This window comes from Vibrio sp. G-C-1 (genome assembly GCF_021728015.1).
Lineage (GTDB): Bacteria > Pseudomonadota > Gammaproteobacteria > Enterobacterales > Vibrionaceae > Vibrio > Vibrio splendidus.
In genome coordinates, this window is the sequence record NZ_JAKKCR010000001.1 from 202,760 (window position 1) to 216,495 (window position 13,736).

General features: G+C 41.5%; 17 protein-coding genes and 1 pseudogene. 13 read left to right on the plus strand and 5 right to left on the minus strand.

Translation table 11 applies throughout. From position 1 onward, the window contains the following. The first annotated feature begins 10 nt into the window (after positions 1–10). From pqiB to L3V36_RS00940, 3 genes and pseudogenes are all read left to right on the plus strand, one after another. A complete protein-coding gene (pqiB, locus tag L3V36_RS00930) occupies positions 11–1,636 on the plus strand; it encodes an intermembrane transport protein PqiB (protein ID WP_102495846.1) in 1,626 nt (541 codons plus the stop codon). Continuing rightward, positions 1,636–2,139: an ABC-type transport auxiliary lipoprotein family protein gene (locus tag L3V36_RS00935; RefSeq protein ID WP_108176377.1), complete on the plus strand. Its 504-nt coding sequence runs from the start codon at positions 1,636–1,638 to the stop codon at positions 2,137–2,139. The genes pqiB and L3V36_RS00935 overlap by 1 nt, the downstream gene beginning before the upstream one ends. A 121-nt stretch (positions 2,140–2,260) precedes the next feature. Next, positions 2,261–2,496, plus strand: a pseudogene (locus tag L3V36_RS00940) (hypothetical protein). Positions 2,497–2,690: 194 nt separating this feature from the next. Here L3V36_RS00940 and L3V36_RS00945 read toward each other — a convergent pair. Continuing rightward, complete coding sequence (locus tag L3V36_RS00945) at positions 2,691–3,110, minus strand: BLUF domain-containing protein (protein ID WP_017060344.1); 420 nt, start codon at positions 3,108–3,110, stop codon at positions 2,691–2,693. Between the two features lie 205 nt (positions 3,111–3,315). Then, positions 3,316–3,507, minus strand: a complete 192-nt coding sequence (locus tag L3V36_RS00950) for a hypothetical protein (RefSeq protein ID WP_004734640.1) — start codon at positions 3,505–3,507, stop codon at positions 3,316–3,318. Positions 3,508–4,034: 527 nt separating this feature from the next. Between L3V36_RS00950 and L3V36_RS00955 the strand changes: the two genes are divergently transcribed. The 8 genes from L3V36_RS00955 to L3V36_RS00990 all read left to right on the plus strand — a co-directional run bounded on the left by L3V36_RS00955 (position 4,035) and on the right by L3V36_RS00990 (position 8,941). Further along, a complete protein-coding gene (locus L3V36_RS00955) occupies positions 4,035–4,460 on the plus strand; it encodes a hypothetical protein (RefSeq protein ID WP_102452969.1) in 426 nt (141 codons plus the stop codon). Positions 4,461–4,678: 218 nt separating this feature from the next. Continuing rightward, positions 4,679–5,491: a hypothetical protein gene (locus tag L3V36_RS00960; protein WP_208774050.1), complete on the plus strand. Its 813-nt coding sequence runs from the start codon at positions 4,679–4,681 to the stop codon at positions 5,489–5,491. A 146-nt stretch (positions 5,492–5,637) separates the two neighbouring features. After that, complete coding sequence (locus tag L3V36_RS00965; protein ID WP_065681234.1) at positions 5,638–6,159, plus strand: GNAT family protein; 522 nt, start codon at positions 5,638–5,640, stop codon at positions 6,157–6,159. Between the two features lie 124 nt (positions 6,160–6,283). Continuing rightward, positions 6,284–6,535, plus strand: a complete 252-nt coding sequence (locus tag L3V36_RS00970; protein ID WP_208774051.1) for a TIGR03643 family protein — start codon at positions 6,284–6,286, stop codon at positions 6,533–6,535. Positions 6,536–6,593: 58 nt separating this feature from the next. Further along, on the plus strand, positions 6,594–6,989 hold the full coding sequence (locus L3V36_RS00975; RefSeq protein WP_017060348.1) for a DUF3465 domain-containing protein: 396 nt from the start codon (positions 6,594–6,596) through the stop codon (positions 6,987–6,989). Between the two features lie 50 nt (positions 6,990–7,039). Then, positions 7,040–7,576: a GNAT family protein gene (locus tag L3V36_RS00980; RefSeq protein ID WP_102483041.1), complete on the plus strand. Its 537-nt coding sequence runs from the start codon at positions 7,040–7,042 to the stop codon at positions 7,574–7,576. A 2-nt stretch (positions 7,577–7,578) separates the two neighbouring features. Beyond that, positions 7,579–8,112 carry a GNAT family N-acetyltransferase gene (locus L3V36_RS00985; RefSeq protein ID WP_102456065.1) on the plus strand — a complete coding sequence of 178 codons (534 nt, stop codon included), beginning with the start codon at positions 7,579–7,581 and terminating at the stop codon, positions 8,110–8,112. A gap of 67 nt (positions 8,113–8,179) precedes the next feature. Further along, on the plus strand, positions 8,180–8,941 hold the full coding sequence (locus L3V36_RS00990; RefSeq protein WP_208774053.1) for a nucleotidyltransferase domain-containing protein: 762 nt from the start codon (positions 8,180–8,182) through the stop codon (positions 8,939–8,941). Positions 8,942–9,247: 306 nt separating this feature from the next. Here the strand turns inward: L3V36_RS00990 and L3V36_RS00995 are convergent, their stop codons facing one another. Together L3V36_RS00995 and L3V36_RS01000 are read right to left on the minus strand one after the other, a co-directional pair. Next, positions 9,248–10,402, minus strand: a complete 1,155-nt coding sequence (locus L3V36_RS00995; protein ID WP_208774055.1) for a DUF1566 domain-containing protein — start codon at positions 10,400–10,402, stop codon at positions 9,248–9,250. 36 nt (positions 10,403–10,438) lie between these two features. Continuing rightward, on the minus strand, positions 10,439–11,380 hold the full coding sequence (locus L3V36_RS01000) for an MBL fold metallo-hydrolase (protein WP_065681241.1): 942 nt from the start codon (positions 11,378–11,380) through the stop codon (positions 10,439–10,441). A 365-nt stretch (positions 11,381–11,745) separates the two neighbouring features. On the opposite strand from L3V36_RS01000, the gene L3V36_RS01005 reads away from it, so the two are divergent. Beyond that, positions 11,746–12,096 carry a hypothetical protein gene (locus tag L3V36_RS01005; RefSeq protein WP_026012311.1) on the plus strand — a complete coding sequence of 117 codons (351 nt, stop codon included), beginning with the start codon at positions 11,746–11,748 and terminating at the stop codon, positions 12,094–12,096. A gap of 257 nt (positions 12,097–12,353) precedes the next feature. On the opposite strand, the gene rplY is transcribed toward L3V36_RS01005, so the two are convergent. After that, on the minus strand, positions 12,354–12,632 hold the full coding sequence (rplY, locus tag L3V36_RS01010) for a 50S ribosomal protein L25 (RefSeq protein ID WP_004734628.1): 279 nt from the start codon (positions 12,630–12,632) through the stop codon (positions 12,354–12,356). Positions 12,633–13,001: 369 nt separating this feature from the next. Here rplY and L3V36_RS01015 point away from each other — a divergent pair, with 369 nt between their 5' ends. Then, positions 13,002–13,730 carry a glycosyltransferase gene (locus tag L3V36_RS01015; RefSeq protein WP_017095886.1) on the plus strand — a complete coding sequence of 243 codons (729 nt, stop codon included), beginning with the start codon at positions 13,002–13,004 and terminating at the stop codon, positions 13,728–13,730. Positions 13,731–13,736: the final 6 nt, after the last annotated feature.

The following is a 13,736-nucleotide window of genomic DNA, read 5'->3' on the forward strand; positions in this document are numbered from 1 at the left end:
TGTGGGGTATATGGAAAAACAAAGCGCGTCAGATGCGAAAGTATCAAAAAAAAATGAATTGTCTCCGGTCTGGATTGTGCCCATTATCGCGGTTCTGGTCGGCTGTTGGATGTTGTTTCAGTACTTCAACAATCGCGGACCAGAGATCACTTTGATCTTGCCTGATGCTTCAGGTATCGAAGCTGGAAAGACAGCAATTAAGTCTAAAAATGTACATGTGGGCACTATTACGGATGTCGCGCTGAGTGAAAATTACGAATACATCATAGCCAAAGCTCAGATAGACAAGAAAGCCTCACGCATGATCAATAAAGAAACCCAATTTTGGGTGGTTGAGCCCCATGTCGGCACCGATGGCATTAGTGGGCTTGAGACCATTTTGTCGGGGTCGTACATTGAGTTGAAGCCGGGTAAATCGAGTGAGTCTCAATTGAAGTTCGATGTATTAGACACACCACCCGTCGCGGGACCAGATACCAAAGGAATACGTGTGGTGGTTTCACATAATAAGGCCAATCAACTGCGTGTAGGAGAACCTGTCTTGCATCATGGCTTCGTGGTGGGTCGGGTTGAGAAAACAAGCTTTGACTATGAAAAGAAAGAGGGTAAATACCAACTGTTTATCTTTGCACCTTATGATGGCCTGATTTTCGAAAAAACGCAGTTTTGGCTATCTTCTGGAATCGATGTGAAGTTTGGTGCGAATGGTTTAGACGTTAACTTTGCGTCAATAGAAAGCATCCTGACTGGCGGTGTGAGCTTTGATGTGGCCGAGAGTATTAAGCCTGGATTGCAGATAAAAGAGAACCTTCAAGAGTACACTCTGTACGACAATTACGACGCGGTTTTACAAGGTAAGTACACGACATCGATCGAGTATGTGTTGCTATTTGAAGAATCGGTTCGAGGTTTAAGGAAAGGGGCTCCAGTGGAGTATCGTGGTGTCAGGATTGGCACTGTGGATACGGTGCCGTTACAAATTCGCATGGATAAAGATGGTAAGGTCTCGAACCGCATTCCTATCTTAATCAAGCTGGAAATAGAACGAGTTTCTGAAGTATTTAGAGCTGTGAATGCCGAAGCCTTTGCTGAACGCGTCAAGTTGCAAATGGGCGAAGGGTTAAGAGCAACACTGAAAACGGGTAACTTGCTCACGGGAGCGCTGTTTGTCGACATTAATTTTTATGAAGATGAGGAGACTTACGAACCCAGAGAGTTTGATGGTTACCCTGTGTTCCCGGTTGTCGCGGGTGGTCTAACCGAAATTCAAAATCAGATCACCGATTTCCTAACCAAGATTAACGAGCTACCGTTAAACGCGACTATCGCCAATTTAAACGGATCGCTTGCCTCATTAGACACTACCCTGAAGAGTGTCGATCAACTTATGGGTAGTGAGGGCGCAAAAGCGTTACCACAAGATCTGAGTGACACCATGAAGCAACTTGAGGCGACATTAGAAAGTTACGATGATGACTCCGACGCTTACAAGCAATTGATCAGTGCATCTGAAGAGTTAGAACATGTGTTAAAAGAGCTTCGCCCACTGATTAAAGTGCTGAACGACAAACCGAATGCGTTAGTGTTCGGTAGCGAAGTAGAAGAAGACCCGATTCCAGTTAAGGGAGTGGAATAATGAGAAAGCAATTTATATCACTGGTTGTGTCAGTCGGGCTCTTGGGGTGCGCTGCGCCTACTGATGGTACTAACGCCTACCTCTTGCCTGAAAGTACATTGGATAAGCCCATCTTTAAGGTCAAAACTAGTGTTGATTTGCCGGATTACCTCGACACGATCGGAATAGCTTATCGCAAGTCTGAGAATGAATTGGTGTCTGCGCGTAAACACGTTTGGGCTGAGAATCTTGAAGGGTTGCTTGAAGAGCGGGTCAATACTTCTGATACATCAGGAGAGCCCGAAAGAGAGTTGACGATAACCTTTGAGCAGTTTAATGGCTCTTACACCGGAAACGCAGAAGTGAAAGGAACTTGGGTATTGAGCGACCAAGATACAGTACTTGCACGTGCCGACTTCGAATCCAAAGTACCCTTGAAAGAAGCCGGTTATGAAGCACTTGTTGAAGCCCTAGGTGAAGGGCTAGATGAGGTGTTATCTGAGATACAGACGCAATTGCCTTAAAGCTAATTCTTAGGGCTGTTTTCAATTTGGCAAATCTCGGTTTTCCTCATTTGTTTGGTTGTTGATGGCTAAAATAACTCCATCGAAAGGAAAAACGAATGATGAAATACAGAGTTGACGTATGAACAAGTTAATCGCACTAGGCTTATGGCTTTTTCCATGAATACTGCGTTTGCGGCAGACGGCAATTACACAGGTACAATAGACATGAACCTAACTGTGCCAAATAAGACTAATGTAGAACGTGTTGAATCAGAACCTGTATTACAAGGTCGCAATGAAGCATCTTCTGGTGGTTTGAAATTCCAAATTGATATACAAGATCAAGCGATTGAGTTGACTGGTCGTCGAGATTAATCAAGAGCGTTAAACTCAATTGTTGAAGAGTCCGAGTTGAGCATATTGAAAATGCTCAACTCGGACTTTTAAGTTTAAATTCTTGTCCTAAAATAAAAGGTGAGATGCACATCTAAACTTTTATTAAACTCAAAATGACAAAACTTTATTTGGTCGAAGGTCCTTCTATAGTAATCGTTCCAAGTTGAGTTTTGTCACTCAGATGGCAAATTTTTCTTTAACTCTAAAAGCATTCGGTAAGCACTTTCGCCAGACATTTCGTACGGGTTAAATTGATCAGATGTTGAAAACTGTAAGTTCAACAGCTCGGTTAAATTGGACTGCGGAATGTCTCCCATCGACCAATCTCCAAATTCTCTACTATCAATCTCTTTAAAATAAAGTATTGCGACGTGATTGTGTCTCTCGTCGTTAAGAATATGATTGTACGTGTGGTTAACGGCCTCTCTAGACCCTTCAATACATTGAAGAAAGTACTTTTGATTATGGCTGAGAAGCCCCGTTAAATGGCTCTGCCGATTATGATCTCGCGAGATAGCGAGTATCTCCTCCAATGCTTTGGAATCACAACATTCGGAAAGCGTACTGACATAAATTAACCGAGTTAGGAACATAGGCATCATTTCGAATTTTTGTTCAAAGGGTATTAATAAATATAAGCCAAGCTCATGGAATTGCGAGTTATTGATTTAATTGTCACTCGGTGGCTTTTGGAAGAGAGAGGATGGGGATGAAGTAGAAAAGGGCAGGTCGCAAGATACGCTAAAATGACTCGAATGTTGGCCATTCAATTATTTTTGCGACCTGCTTGTGAGCTCGTTAGTTGTTTAGAATTGAAATCGATTCAACGTTTGAAGACGCATCAAAACGAACATTGACCAACACACTCTCTCGTTCGAAAGTCACATCATCAAAGTCAGTAGCCGCGATCTTGAATCCATTTCTTGCGAATAAACTCGTCACTGTTGTTCGTTGTTTCTGTTCCATAGCGCATGTCAGTAGTTCATTCATCGTGATCTCCATTAGGTAACTGTGTGCATAACGTAAGCGTACAGTCTCTTTGTTATGAGATCAATTGCTTAATCGATAAGCTATGTTGATATGTTCAATTGAATGATTTTGGTATTCAAAAAATCGATAATCAAGAGGGAGGGTGAATGTTCTGATTATGGAAGATGGGGTGTTATGTGACCGTGGTTCAGCATTCCCAGAGCGTGAGATTCATTGCAAAAATCTCGTTGAAATAAGTAGTTACAAAGCAGGGTGAACCATGCCCGCTGTTTAGTATGTTCGGTCGATTATCGGAATCACTATCGGCCTATATCTAACTTAACTAAAGTACACCAATTTATGATGAGTAGATTCCTTAATAAGCCTTCTTTCTATTAAGATTTCAAATGTAAGACGGTGTTGTTATAAGTGTTATTAATTGCATAAGCTTGATTTTAATATTAGTTTGATTTATAAAATAGGCACTCGTTCATTAACTCCATGATTATATTAGTTTTTACTAACCTTTAATAACATGGAGAAAGGCGATGAAAAAGAATCAAACACGCAACAGGTTAGCGAATTTAGTGCGACTTCGTAGGTCATACAAAGCATCAGATTTTCTGGTGAGCTCTAACGAACTCCGAGTTAAGAAAGATGTGTACAGCTTACGTAAAATCAAACAGTTAGAAATTCGTCAATTGGGTCTTAAAGAAAACGCAATCAATATTGTTTCGTTGGCTTTAGTACTTTCCGCTGCGACTTGGGCATTTGTTCCTCAGTTCGGTTTACCGATGCTTGCTCTGACCTTTATCTTGGCGTTTGTTACATGGCGAAGATATGAGTTGCGTGCAGAGTTTAAAGGAGCCGATGAAACTGGCGACCATTGGGTTTCCGTGGCACGCGGTTGTACTCGAGAAGAGTTCAAAGTGTTGAAAAACGTTGAATTGGCTTTGCGCGATCAGGTGTATTAATGGTTAGATCGATTAAGGCTTGGGTCTTATAACCGTTAAGCTCCCATAATCAATAAAGCTCGTCATTGCATGGCGAGCTTTTTGTTTTCTGAAAAACACAGATAGTGCAGGTTACTTTGAGAGGCCAATGCTTATATGTGTAATGGGGATTGATATGAATCTTAAGTCACGGCATTTATAATGGTCTTTAGGACTTTGAACTTAGGGAGACGGTGGCGGTGAATACACAAGTAAATAAGAGTTTCTTCAAAAGGCTCATCCGGGTCGTTGGTTGTGTTTTGATTATAGTGTTGAGCAATAGTCGACTCTCCAATGCTCAAAGCATCGAGTTTCCTACTTGTGCGAAGAGTGAGGTTTTGAATACAGAGATCCATCTTTATGTTGATGAATCTGTATTAGCCGAATATTCCAAAACATTTGTTGCCTCTAAAATAGCGACATGGGAAAGCTATTCGAATCTGGTGTTGAAAAACTCCTGCATTCCTATGACGCGAAAAGTCACCAAGGTGATTTATACGTCTGAAATCGACAGCCTTTGGTTTCAAGATTTGGGGGCAGCAGAGAGGTTATTAAAATTATCGATGGAAGAACCGATTCCAGAAACAACAGAAGACGGCGTCCCCATTTTTACTGGGATAGTATTTTCTAATTATAATTTTAGCTTTGAGTCTGATTATTGTGGTATGTCATCTTCGGTATCCTACTTTTTTTCTTTAGCGATAAACTGCCCTGATTACTTAATGGAGCATGAAATTGGCCATTTAAGTGGTGCTAATCATGACTATAAAACGTTATTGAAAGATTTTGATAGTATAGAAAGTTACATTTCTGGAACGTATCCAAGAGCTCCTCAATATTCCTTCGGTGCAATTTGTGCTGACAGAGGGACAGTGATGTCTTATGAGCGAGATGTTATACCTGCATATTCCAGCCCGGACATCAGAGTAGATGGCACAAAGTGCGGGGATAGCAAATACCACAATAATGCGAGAGTGCTTAGAGAGTTCGTACAAGCTTATTTAACCCCATGATTGCCTAGCTGCTAGATTGGTAGTCATCCGATTTAGTTACTTTATTATTAATGGTTATTATGAGATTAATGACTGCTGTGGTCGCGACTAATCCCTCTAGAACTTAGACCAAGAACCATACCTAAGCACCAAACCAAGGAGAGAAGATGCAAGTAACTATTAGGCCCGCAATGCCAAGCGAATTGGCCGCCATTTATGCATTGGTTATCTCAAACGATGAGTGGACGAAGTTTAACGGCCCTTATTTTCCATACTCACCGCCATCACTAGAAGAGTTTGAAAGCCGTTCGTTTCAACGGTTACTCAATGGATCCGACTTACAGCTGGTGGTTGTAGACGATGTGCCTGTAGGTACTGTCAGTTGTTATTGGGAGTGTGAAGAGACACGTTGGCTTGAAGCCGGAGTAGTCATTTATAACTCCGACTATTGGGGGGAGGGTATTGCTGCGTTAGCTCTTCCTCTTTGGGTATCTTGTCTATTCAAAAACAAGCAGATAGAGCGTGTCGGTTTAACCACTTGGTCGGGTAATCCGCGGATGATGTCACTAGCGCTCAAATTAGGCTTCCAGCAAGAAGCTAGGCTAAGAAAAGTGCGTTATTACCAAGGCGAGTACTATGACTCGATTAAATATGGCCTATTGCGTTCTGAGTGGCTGGAAAGTAAATAGCCATAATTCGAGTTAGTTTGTTGTTTTATCGAACGTTATAACGCGTTCAATTCAAAGTGTTTGTCCTGTGATCTTTAAATTTGGAACGAGCGTATTTCTCCCAGTTAATTAAGGAAGAGTATGTATGATGTTATCCAAAGAGAATGAATCAAGAATTATTGAAATGGCGTGGGAAGACCGAACGCCATTTGAGGCAATAGAGCACCAATTTGGTTTAAATGAATCGGAAGTGATTCGTTTTATGCGTAGCCATCTCAAGCTTGGCAGTTTTAGGCTGTGGCGCTCACGTGTTTCTGGGCGCTCGACCAAGCATGTAAAACTACGCAGTTCGGACGTTTCGAGAGGTTATTGTCCGATTCAGTACAAGCACCGCTAAATTAGGGGATGCCCAACCAGTATCCCAAATCAACACACAGATATGGGAAATGAAAGGAATGAAACAATTTTGCGCTCTACTTTTGGTGCTGCTTAGCTTCGGCATCAGTCATGTTCAAGCGAATGATACGCGACTTAAGCAAGCTTACGAAAATCACCAAAGCGACGTTCAGGTGCGCGGATCGGGTACGGTGTATCGAGTACTTCCTGATGATAATAAAGGCTCTCGACATCAGAAATTCATTTTGCGACTCGATAGCGGACAAACCTTGTTAGTCGCACATAATATTGACTTAGCGCCTCGTGTTCAGGGACTGGCAAAGGGCGATCGAGTTGAATTTTATGGTGAATATGAATGGAACAATAAAGGTGGCGTAATGCACTGGACGCACAAAGACCCTCGTAATCATCACACTCATGGTTGGTTGAAGCATAACGGGAAAGTATACGAGTAAACACCTCCGCGACTTTTCCCTTCAAGGCTATAAGATAAAAAGGAATTTTGATGTTTAAGCTGGAAACTGACAGGTTGATTCTTCGAGATATGAGTCTCGAAGACGAGTGTGCCTTTGTTGCGATGTCTCAAGACGCTAAGTATCAGCGTTTCTATGATGAAAGTGATTGCGAACCTAACAAATATCGAGAGCTAACTCAGTTGTTTGTTGCGCAGGCTTTGGAAGTCCCACGCCAGTCTTTTCAATTAGCGGTTGAAAGCAAAGACTCGGGGAAGTTTATTGGAACCGTTTGTTTGCGCCTTGAGGGCGATCGACAAGCTTCGATGGGCTGTGCTTTCTCAAGGGAAATTCAGAGAAAAGGGCTTTCTATAGAAGCTTCTGAAGCCCTGGCTGATTTTGGTTTCTCAGAGTTAGGCATACACCGCATCTACGCCGAAACCATCAGCAAGAACTTGGCTGCCATTAAATTATGTAAGTCACTAGGAATGAAACAAGAAGCGTGTTTTAAAGATCATCGATTCTTCAAAGGTCAATGGTGGGATACAGTTGTGTTGGCGGCTCTACGTTCTGATTGGAAAAAGGCTTAGTGATGGAAAGTGAAAGGCTCAAATTAACCCCTCCATCATTAAAATACAGCGAAGAGATGTTTGAGGTGATAAATGAGTGCAAGGCCGAGTTTTCCCCATTCTTACCTTGGGTTTCTGATTCTCTAACTAAAGAGCAGCTAGAACTTAACATTCAAGATGCTACCAATAATTTCGCCAACTTTACTGGCGAGTTCTGGTTCAATATTATTGAAAAGCAAACAGGGGTATTTATCGGGGCTATTGGTTTTATGATCAGAGACGATACTGTCCCTTACTTTGAAATCGGCTATTGGTTACAAACATCCCAAACTGGTTTTGGTTATGTGAGTGAAGCCATCCGAATTATCGAAGAGTATACATTCATTCAAAAAGGTGCGAAACGAATCGAAATTAGAATGGCAGGCTCGAATTTGAAAAGTCGGGCCGTAGCTAAACGATGTGGATATCAACTAGAGGCGTGTTTCGCTAATGACCGACGTTTGCTATCAGGAGAGCTAGACAGCACGCTCGTTTACGCGAAAACGATCCTGTCTTAAACGTGTGGTGTTGATTCTTAATGTGTGGGAGCACTCAACGCGTATTACATTCAAATAGGAACTCAGTATGCAGGATCAAGCTAGAGGTCTAGACAAAGACGGGTTTATTCAAAACCTTTACTCGCCTAAGAATATCGCGCCCGAATTTCAAGGTGTCGTGAACGCTGTTATTGACTCGTTGTTAAGCGAACTTCCGAACCAAATTGATGGCATCTACTTGTATGGAAGCGTGCCTAGAGGAACAGCCATTGTTGGTCGCTCTGATTTGGATGTTTCGATCGTACTCGCTACGCCTGTTGGTCAGAGAGAAAAGGAAGTATTTAACCTACTTTCCGACACCATACCCCAAACCTATCCTCAAGTGACTAAGCTTGATATTGATCCAGGGTATCTCTCAGAGGTTCTGCAGCCCAACGAAGAATTCCATTGGCAGTTTTGGCTCAAGCATTGTTGCTGTTGTATTTGGGGGAATGATTTATCTATAAAGTTTCCACGATATAAGCCCAATAATGAAATAGCCCAAGCTCTTAATGGCGATCTATCAACTTTTCTTAAGCAAATGACCCCGAATTTCAAAACAATGACTGATGCGGATGTCGTTAAGGTAATTGGCAAAAAGTTAGTGCGATCGGCGTATTACTTTGTGGCCGAGCAAGACGGCAGTTGGTACACCAGTCTGAGCCAGTGCGCTGCAGTCGCCAAGCGCTATTACTCCAATCAAAGCGACGATATTGAGCTAGCTCATCAATACGCTCTCGGAAATTTGATATCTAAAACAGAAGCTTTTGAATTGTATGAAAGGCTGAGCAAAGAAATTAATCTAAGTTAAGATTTTACACTTGCTGTAAACGTAAACGTAAACGTAGCCGTCGTTGTAACTGTTTAAGAAAAAATCTGATGAATATGAGTCACAAGTGATTCGTATTATGCACAGTCATTTGAAGTTGGGCACTTTTAAGCCTTGGTGCTCTGTTATCGAGATTGGATTAGTACAACTTAGTGGGTGATGAGGTCATCATCCCACTAAGTGAGTGCACGATGGTACAGTTTTACTTTACACGTACCTGCCTTTTTAAAGGCTTTTAAGGTGAGTTGAACTGTTGTTTCTGCTGGCGCTTTATTCCTTTAATACTAACTAAGATAGGTCACGCACAGCACGAACATAGTTTTCAATTCGAATGACATCACCTTGGGGGCCATGTCCATTCGGGTAATCTTTTGCATCTCCTGTTTTAGGTTCTGCTCGTTGTGCGCCTGCGCCATGTACATCAAGTAGAGTGCGGGTCTTTGAATGTGGTCTTTTCATGTATCCTAAGCATTCGCCGAAACAGAAGTAGGCGGCTTGTGACTGAGACTTTGGACCTACTCGGAGGTGAGTGGTACTACTCCAGAATGCAGGGTAGTTCAGCTTTCCTTGCTCATCTTTAATTGAGGAAATTGAAAATACGGGACTAATTGCAGCAGAGTTTGTTGCTTGAGGCGAGCGGGTATAATCGACAATCGTTTGAAGTTCTTTAATAGTGGGTAAACGCCAGTCACTATGACCTAAGTGTTCTTCAGCGTTTAAATGACCTATCCACTCTTTAGCCTCTGACCAATCCATTGCTTTTTTACTGTCTTGTTTTGCCCACATGAGTCGTGTTGCAAGGTCAGTGACTGTTTGGTCATTGTTCTCTTGAAAGTTATTTTGACCGTAATCGATATTTCCACGAACTAAACGAACCGTGAACTTATTCTCTTGTTTGGTGCGTGGGTGGACAAGTGGATACCCTTTAATTCGTCCATCTGCAAAGTTAACGCCAAAGACCGCTTTGTCTTTGCCCATAACTTTACCGGTATAAACAGATGTGGTTAGATACTGTGAATCAATTACTCGCTTTCCATTAGTACCGTAAGCAAAATCAAAGGTATCGATATCAATGAAAGGCTTTGCGCCATCAGGAACCGTATACATATCTCGATTACTTGCATCGATGCCTGTAAACAATATTAGTGAATACAATTCCTTTATATTTGGGACTCGCCAATCGTTATAATCACCAATATTCGCCGATTCTGCATATTCAATGGCATCTTTAAAGCTCAACACTTTATAGTTTTTTTGCCACATCAAGCCTGTGATCTTATCGGTGACAGTGTTGTCGTTGTTATTCTGATACTGAGTGCTGTCTATTGAAACGACAGGATAACTGGCTAAGTTATTGGAAGTCGTTGGTGCTGTTTGGGCAAAAGGAGACGTAGCCGCACAGCAAGCAGTTGTGATAAGAACTTTTCGTATTAAAGTAAACATAAATATCCTTATAAATGTGAATTCGTTATGTATTTATTAGTTAGTCGTTTTGTTTCCACAATTTAATGACATAAGATCATCGCTAAAGATAACTTCACCCTTATATTGCTGTTCGATAATTTTCATACTCGCGGACTTATCAATTTTACCGAGTACAAAGTGGGTATAAACAAGCTTATTAATATTGGCATCTGCTGCTATTTGACTGGATTCTTTTATATTTAAATGAGCATGTTGTTTCTTACCCTTTTGGGCTCCATTTTTTCTTTCTGATTTGAGTGTCTTATTACGTTGTTTCTTCCCTCTTTTATTCATGATCATTCCACCTGAGTCAATGATCAAACAGTTGGCATCTTTAGCAAATTTCGCAACGCCAGGGCCAGCACTCAAGTCTCCTGTTATGACAACGGATTGATCACGATAATCAAATCTGTATGCGATCGATTCGATGGTGTGCGGAACAGAAAGAGTCGAGACTTTTATTTCATCAACATTAAAACGGTCACCACTTTTTAGCTCACGGATAGTAAGGTGATCTAACCTTTCATCTAAAGAACGTTGAGTTTTACCAAGGCGGTAATCTAGATCTTGGTCATATAAATTAATGTTATTGTTGACAAAATCTTTCGTTTGTTTAGGTCCAGCAACAAGAAAGTCTCCACGACCAAGTAAAGTGGAAGTGAATATAAGAGAAAAGTCGGCGTTGTGATCTAAGTGGTGGTGAGTGAAAAGAATGGCGTTCATCTTACGCCCATCGACACCATGTTTTTCTAAATTACGTTTAACGCCGTCTCCCATATCAATCAAGATTTGAGTGCCCCCTTGAGTGATTAACACACCAGCACTGACTCGTTCTGGATTATAATCAGGAGAGCCGGAGCCTATAATGGTGGTATTCATTTGGGGGGATTGAGCATACGCTATATTAGCTAAGCCAAATGCGGCAATGATAATTACACTTCGCTTCAGTTCATCCATGAGAGCCTCTAATTCTAGGTTAGTAAACTCATTGCATTTTAGGGTTTACTATAGATAAATAACACGCTCTTTACTGAACATTACGTATCACTTACTTACCTTTACAGAAGCTATAAATATTAATAAAAATGATGAGTTTATTATCTAGGCCCTAAATTGAATAATACAAGAATCTTGGGAGAGGGAAGGACGTTCTAAGTGACATTCATGAGTGGGTCATCCTCATACAATAAGATCACGCCGAGCTGTCGTGAGTTACCGAGAGCAGCAATATTAATACCCTTGAGATATTAGACTATTGTTAAGTTAAAGCGATACTCGTCGAGGGTTTGGAAATGACAAGATTTTTGTTGGTAATATTGTTTGTGCTTATTTCTTCTGGTTGCGGAACCAGTGACAGTGCTTTGATTGATAGTGGTCATAACGAGTCTTACATACAAGGCTTCCATGACGGTAGGCATAGTGGAATGCAAGAAACTGGTAATAGTTTTGAAGACTATATAAAAGATCAAAATCGCTTCAATTCAGATGCCGATTACAAGCAAGGGTGGCTTGCCGGTGAGTCCGAAGGTAAAAAGCTTCAAGATGAAGCAACTTCGATTGGCAAAGGTTTAGCCGGTAGTTATCCACAAAAGAATAAATCGACGAACTCTGATGACGTAGCCAAAGAAGCATTGAAAAGTATCGATACATCTGGGTTGGAGAGTTTGGAGTAGAGGTAATTAGCAAACACGTAGGGCTTCTATCGCTTTTACAATAACGCTTCCCATAGAAGATAAGATGAGGAAGGTGACAGTGATTTATTTCAGTGTATTGCGCGAGATTTACGACGTTTTTGAGGGCTCAAAAACGGTGAAACCCCGATGTTGGTAGCATCGGGGTTTCGAATTTCTAGATTTCTCGACTGGTAAGATCGATTATCTTTTCTATGCAGAAGGCTTGGATTAATCCAATCTTATTCCTTGGTAGGGAATTAGATACGGATGAAGTCCATGTGCTCAACTTTAGGCTTGAACGCGTGACGTTGAACGTCTTGCGGCTTAACCTTAACTTCTGCGCCGTCAATCAACAGAGTGATTGCTTCGTAGAATTCAGGCTTATCCATTTGGTTGATCACTTCAGCGTGAACAAGTTCGATAGCTACAGCTGCTGCTTCGCCACCGTAGATTACTGCTGGGAATTTACCAGTGTGACGTAGGCGGCGGCTCGCACCTTTACCTAGTTCAGTACGTACTACTGCTTCAAATTTCATAGTTTTACTCTCAAATTAGTAAAAATTAACTTCACACCTCAATGCGACCTTGAGTGTGTGGTAATGCTTAGGCATAAACGAGTTCATGCTTAAGCGAGCGCGGATACTAACATCACATTCAAATCTGAGCAAGTCAGAAGCCCATCTCAAAGTGAATTTCCTTCGATAAATGATTCGTTTGGAGATAAAACGTTCACTAACTCTTATTTACCCCGTTTTATCGTCTTTTACATTGCCATTCTTATCTATTTATATCACCGCTAAATCATCAAGTTAATGAACGGAAAATGAATGTTTGCCTAAGACTTGGTTAAGGCTTGGTTGGTTAATCTTAGTGTTAATTAAACAGCAGAATGAATAGGTGAAAATATGGAACCAGTAAGCATTGTCGTAATTACGCTAAACGAAGAGAAACGCATTAGCCGCTTAATGGAAGAGTTGAGTGTGCAAACCCACCAAGAGTTTGAAGTGATTGTTGTCGACTCGAACAGTGAAGACAACACAAGGGACGTTGCGCAAGCCTATGAAAACGCGTTGCCAAAATTAACGGTTCATCATATGGAAAATCGTGGTGTGAGCCTTGGACGAAACACAGGAGCTTCATTGGCGCAATACAACAGAATCCTTTTCTTAGATGCTGACGTGAGCTTGCCCCGAAACTTTCTTGCGAAAGCGCTTTATGAACTAGAGGAGAAGAAGCTTGAAGTTGCGGGTGTGTACATGAGTTCGAAAGGTCTGCCGCTTGTACACAAGTTTGGTTACGGCTTATTTAACGCAGGCTTATTTACTACCCAGTTCTTTTTCCCGACGGCGATTGGCGCATGTATTTTCTCGACTAAACGCGCGCATGATGAGATCGGCGGTTTCGATGAAGATATCGTACTGTGTGAAGACTGTGACTACGTAAAACGTGCGAGCAAGACATGGCGATTTAGATTCCTGAATATGACTTTTGGTTTTGACCCACGTCGATTAGACCAAGATGGCGTTGTGAAGACAGGCTCAACTTATCTTAAAGCCAATGTAAGACGCTTCTTCAAAGGCGAAATGCGTAACAACGAGATGAACTACAAGTTTGGTCACTACAAAGAACAGTAAGTATTG

Bases quoted from the DNA above. Each gene is read 5' to 3' on its own strand.
- L3V36_RS00950 (WP_004734640.1), bottom strand. From the start codon at position 3,507: ATGAATGAACTACTGACATGCGCTATGGAACAGAAACAACGAACAACA.
- L3V36_RS00945 (WP_017060344.1), bottom strand. From the start codon at position 3,110: ATGTTCCTAACTCGGTTAATTTATGTCAGTACGCTTTCCGAATGTTGT.
- L3V36_RS00965 (WP_065681234.1), top strand. From the start codon at position 5,638: ATGCAAGTAACTATTAGGCCCGCAATGCCAAGCGAATTGGCCGCCATT.
- L3V36_RS01015 (WP_017095886.1), top strand. From the start codon at position 13,002: ATGGAACCAGTAAGCATTGTCGTAATTACGCTAAACGAAGAGAAACGC.
- L3V36_RS00995 (WP_208774055.1), bottom strand. From the start codon at position 10,402: ATGTTTACTTTAATACGAAAAGTTCTTATCACAACTGCTTGCTGTGCG.
- L3V36_RS00975 (WP_017060348.1), top strand. From the start codon at position 6,594: ATGAAACAATTTTGCGCTCTACTTTTGGTGCTGCTTAGCTTCGGCATC.
- L3V36_RS00955 (WP_102452969.1), top strand. From the start codon at position 4,035: ATGAAAAAGAATCAAACACGCAACAGGTTAGCGAATTTAGTGCGACTT.
- L3V36_RS00990 (WP_208774053.1), top strand. From the start codon at position 8,180: ATGCAGGATCAAGCTAGAGGTCTAGACAAAGACGGGTTTATTCAAAAC.
- L3V36_RS00980 (WP_102483041.1), top strand. From the start codon at position 7,040: ATGTTTAAGCTGGAAACTGACAGGTTGATTCTTCGAGATATGAGTCTC.
- rplY (WP_004734628.1), bottom strand. From the start codon at position 12,632: ATGAAATTTGAAGCAGTAGTACGTACTGAACTAGGTAAAGGTGCGAGC.
- L3V36_RS00970 (WP_208774051.1), top strand. From the start codon at position 6,284: ATGATGTTATCCAAAGAGAATGAATCAAGAATTATTGAAATGGCGTGG.
- pqiB (WP_102495846.1), top strand. From the start codon at position 11: ATGGAAAAACAAAGCGCGTCAGATGCGAAAGTATCAAAAAAAAATGAA.
- L3V36_RS00935 (WP_108176377.1), top strand. From the start codon at position 1,636: ATGAGAAAGCAATTTATATCACTGGTTGTGTCAGTCGGGCTCTTGGGG.
- L3V36_RS00985 (WP_102456065.1), top strand. From the start codon at position 7,579: ATGGAAAGTGAAAGGCTCAAATTAACCCCTCCATCATTAAAATACAGC.
- L3V36_RS01000 (WP_065681241.1), bottom strand. From the start codon at position 11,380: ATGGATGAACTGAAGCGAAGTGTAATTATCATTGCCGCATTTGGCTTA.